3 protein-coding genes are annotated in these 3,605 nt (G+C 67.2%); all 3 read left to right on the forward strand.

The window, feature by feature from the left end; genetic code table 11:
- Window positions 1-60: 60 nt before the first annotated feature.
- Window positions 61-447 carry a RidA family protein gene (locus AB4Y84_RS16115; protein ID WP_025874214.1) on the forward strand — a complete coding sequence of 129 codons (387 nt, stop codon included), beginning with the start codon at window positions 61-63 and terminating at the stop codon, window positions 445-447.
- Window positions 448-454: 7 nt separating this feature from the next.
- On the forward strand, window positions 455-2,566 hold the full coding sequence (gene recG, locus AB4Y84_RS16120) for an ATP-dependent DNA helicase RecG (RefSeq protein ID WP_442250436.1): 2,112 nt from the start codon (window positions 455-457) through the stop codon (window positions 2,564-2,566).
- A gap of 447 nt (window positions 2,567-3,013) precedes the next feature.
- Window positions 3,014-3,605: nucleoside hydrolase (locus tag AB4Y84_RS16125; protein ID WP_442250437.1), on the forward strand; the 592-nt coding region annotated here is incomplete at its 3' end.

The raw sequence follows: 3,605 nt of genomic DNA on the forward strand, positions 1-3,605 counted from the left end.
ACATTGCCCCCACCCGGTACAATCACCGCTCTGTTTTCCCCCAACGCACCGGAGCGACCCATGTCCCGCCAGATCATCAACACCGAAAAGGCCCCGGCCGCCATCGGCCCGTACTCGCAGGCCGTGCGCGCCGGCAACACCGTGTATTTCTCCGGCCAGATTCCGCTCGACCCGGCCACCGGCGACATCGTCGGCGTCGGTGACGTCGAAGCGCAGGCCCGTCGTGCCTTCGACAACCTCAAGGCCGTGGCCGAAGCCGCTGGCGGTTCGCTGGACAAGGTCGTGCGCCTGGGCCTGTACCTGACCGACTTGGCCGAATTCGCCAAGGTCAACGCGGTGATGCAGGACTACTTCCAGGCCCCGTTCCCGGCCCGTTCCACCATCGAAGTCTCCGGCCTGCCGAAGGGCGCCAACTTCGAGGTCGACGCGGTGATGGTCATCGACTGACCGCCACGTGGCACGCAAGGCGGCGGTCACCCCGGCACTGGCACYGTCCGGTGAAGCATCGCTTGCGATGCTCGCCGGCGTCGGGCCGGCCGTGGCCGCCAAGCTGCAGGCGCGTGGCCTGGCCACCCTGCAGGATCTCTGGCTGCACCTGCCGCTGCGCTATGAAGACCGTACCCGGCTGACCCGCATCGAAGACCTGCGCAACGGCATTCCGGCGCAGGTGGAAGTGCGGGTGGTCGCCGTCGAGCGCGGCATGCGCTACCGGCCGATGCTGAAAGTAGCGGTGGAGGATGAAGGGCAGGGCACGCTGGTGCTGCGCTTCTTCCATTTCCGCCAGCAGCAGGTCGGCCAGTTCGCGGTCGGCAACCGCCTGCGCTGCTTTGGTACGCCCAAACCGGGGCACCTCGGGTTGGAGATTGTCCATCCCAGCTACCAGGTACTGGGCCGCAACGACGATCCCGATCTCGGCGACCGCCTCGACCCGGTGTATCCCACCGTCGAAGGTGTCGGCCCGATGACGATGCGCAAGCTGATCGGCCAGGCGCTTGATCGCCTGCCGGAAGAAAGCACGCTGGAACTGCTGCCGACCGGCTGGCTCGAGGGCCTCGGCCTGCCATCGCTGCGCAGTGCGCTGCTGACCGTGCATCAACCACCGCCGGATGCAGACCTGGCCGCACTTGCCGCCGGTACCCATCCAGCGCAGCGCCGGCTGGCAATGGAAGAACTGCTGGCGCACCACCTCAGCCTGCGTCGCCAGCGCATTGCGTTGCAGGCGCATCACGCGCCGCCGCTGGCCGGTCCCGGCAAGCTGGCCAAGGCGTTGTTGAAGCAGCTGCCGTTCGCCTTGACCGGCGCGCAGGCACGTGTGTTCAAGCAGATCCGCGAAGACCTTGCGCGCCCCAGCCCGATGTTGCGGCTGGTGCAGGGCGATGTCGGCTCGGGCAAGACCGTGGTGGCGGCATTGGCAGCGATGCTGGCGGTGGAACAGGGCAAGCAGGTCGCACTGGCCGCCCCCACCGAACTGCTGGCCGAACAGCATCTCAACAACCTGCGCGGCTGGCTGGAGCCGCTGGGCGTGCGCATCGCCTGGCTGGCCGGAAAGGTCACCGGCAAGGCGCGCGCAAAGGTGATGGAACAGGTCGCCAACGGCGAAGCGCAGGTGGTCGTGGGTACCCACGCGCTGATGCAGGAGGCGGTGGTATTCCACGATCTGGCGCTGGCCATCGTCGATGAGCAGCACCGCTTCGGCGTGCACCAGCGCCTGGCGCTGCGCGACAAGGGCAAGGGCGGCAACAACGTGCCGCACCAGCTGGTGATGACCGCCACGCCGATTCCGCGCACGCTGGCGATGTCCGAATACGCCGATCTGGATGTATCGGCCATCGACGAACTGCCGCCGGGCCGCACGCCGGTGCAGACCGTGGCACTGAACAACGATCGCCGCCCCGAGCTGATCGAGCGTATCGCCCTGGCCTGCCGCGAAGGGCGGCAGGTGTACTGGGTGTGCACGCTCATCGAAGAAAGCGAAGAACTGGATGCCACCCCGGCACAGGCCACCTACGAATCGCTGCAGGCGCTGCTGCCGGGCGTGCGCGTGGGGCTGGTGCATGGCCGGCTGAAAGCGGCCGAGAAGCTGGCGACGATGGTCGCGTTCAAGGCCGGCGACATAGACCTGCTGGTGGCCACCACCGTGATCGAAGTCGGCGTCGACGTGCCCAATGCCTCGCTGATGGTGATCGAGAACGCCGAGCGCCTGGGTCTGGCCCAGCTGCACCAGCTGCGTGGCCGCGTCGGCCGTGGTTCGGCGGTGTCGCGCTGCGTGCTGCTGTACCAGGCACCGCTTTCGCAGATGGCGCGCGAGCGCCTGCAGACCATGCGCGAAACCAACGACGGTTTCGTCATCGCCGAGAAGGATCTGGAACTGCGCGGTCCCGGCGAACTGCTGGGCACCCGCCAGACCGGCCTGGCCGGTTTCCGCATCGCCGATCTTGCGCGCGATGCGGGCCTGCTGCCAGGTGTGCATGAACTAGCCGAACGGTTGCTGGCGCAGCAACCGGCGCTGGCAGATCGCGTGGTGCAGCGCTGGATCGGCACCGCCGTGCGGTACGCCTCGGCGTAAGCTGTGTGGTCGGATCCCTTTGCATGGCAAAGGGCTCTGACCCCATGCCCTGGCGCTCATCCACGCATGGCGTGGATCTACTGCGCGCTGCGCGCGTGAGTCGAGCACGGCTCGACTCTACAGACAGCCTTCTCGACCATCTCGTGGATGTGTCGACCAAGGTCGACACCTACCAGTACAGGACGCTGTTCCGACAGGCCGCGGAAATCTGTCGAAGGCGGGGTGGATCCGGTTGCGGGGGTGTCCGCGGCATGGATGCCGCGGCCAAGCCTCCATGGATGGATTCACGRCGTCCCCCGCCACCGGGCCCACCCCGCCATCCCCCGGAACCGAGCTTTTGACGTTGACGTAGACGTTGATTCTGCGGGTGCCGGGCGCAGCCCGGCCGATACTTGCAACGGTCATCTTCCCGGTCCACACTTCGTTGCCGATCTGAAGACGGCAACGATGACCAAGAAGATCCCGCTGTTGATCGATACCGACCCCGGTGTCGACGACGCACTGGCCCTGCTGATGGCCTTCGCCGATGAACGGCATGACGTGGTCGCGCTGACCATCGCCGCCGGCAACGTAGGCCTGCAGTACACCGTCCGCAACGCCCTCAAGCTCTGCGACATCGTCGGCCGCACCGACGTGCCGGTGTTCGCCGGCAGTCCCGATCCGCTGCTGCATCCGTCCGTTGACGCCGCCCACGTGCATGGCCGTGATGGCTACGGCGACGTGGACCTGCCGCCGCCCAGTCGCCAGGCCGACGCCGAGCACGCCGCATTGGCGATCCTGCGTTTGTCGCACGAACATGCCGGCGAACTGATGCTGGTGATGCTCGGCCCGCTGACCAACCTGGCGCTGGCGCTGAAGCTCGATCCGACCCTGCCCCAGCGCATCAAGCGCATCGTGGTGATGGGCGGCGCAGTCACCTGCCACGGCAACATCACCCCCGCCGCCGAATTCAACATCGCCTTCGATCCGGAGGCGGCGCATGTGGTGTTCACCGCGTTCCCGCACCTGCTGGTGTCGGACTGGGAAGCCACCGTTGCCC

Source organism: Stenotrophomonas sp. 2YAF22 (assembly GCF_052114665.1).
Lineage (GTDB): Bacteria > Pseudomonadota > Gammaproteobacteria > Xanthomonadales > Xanthomonadaceae > Stenotrophomonas > Stenotrophomonas indicatrix.

What these genes read in the sequence shown, in the direction of transcription:
- AB4Y84_RS16115 (WP_025874214.1), top strand. Translation starts at nt 61, where the DNA reads ATGTCCCGCCAGATCATCAACACCGAAAAGGCCCCGGCCGCCATCGGC.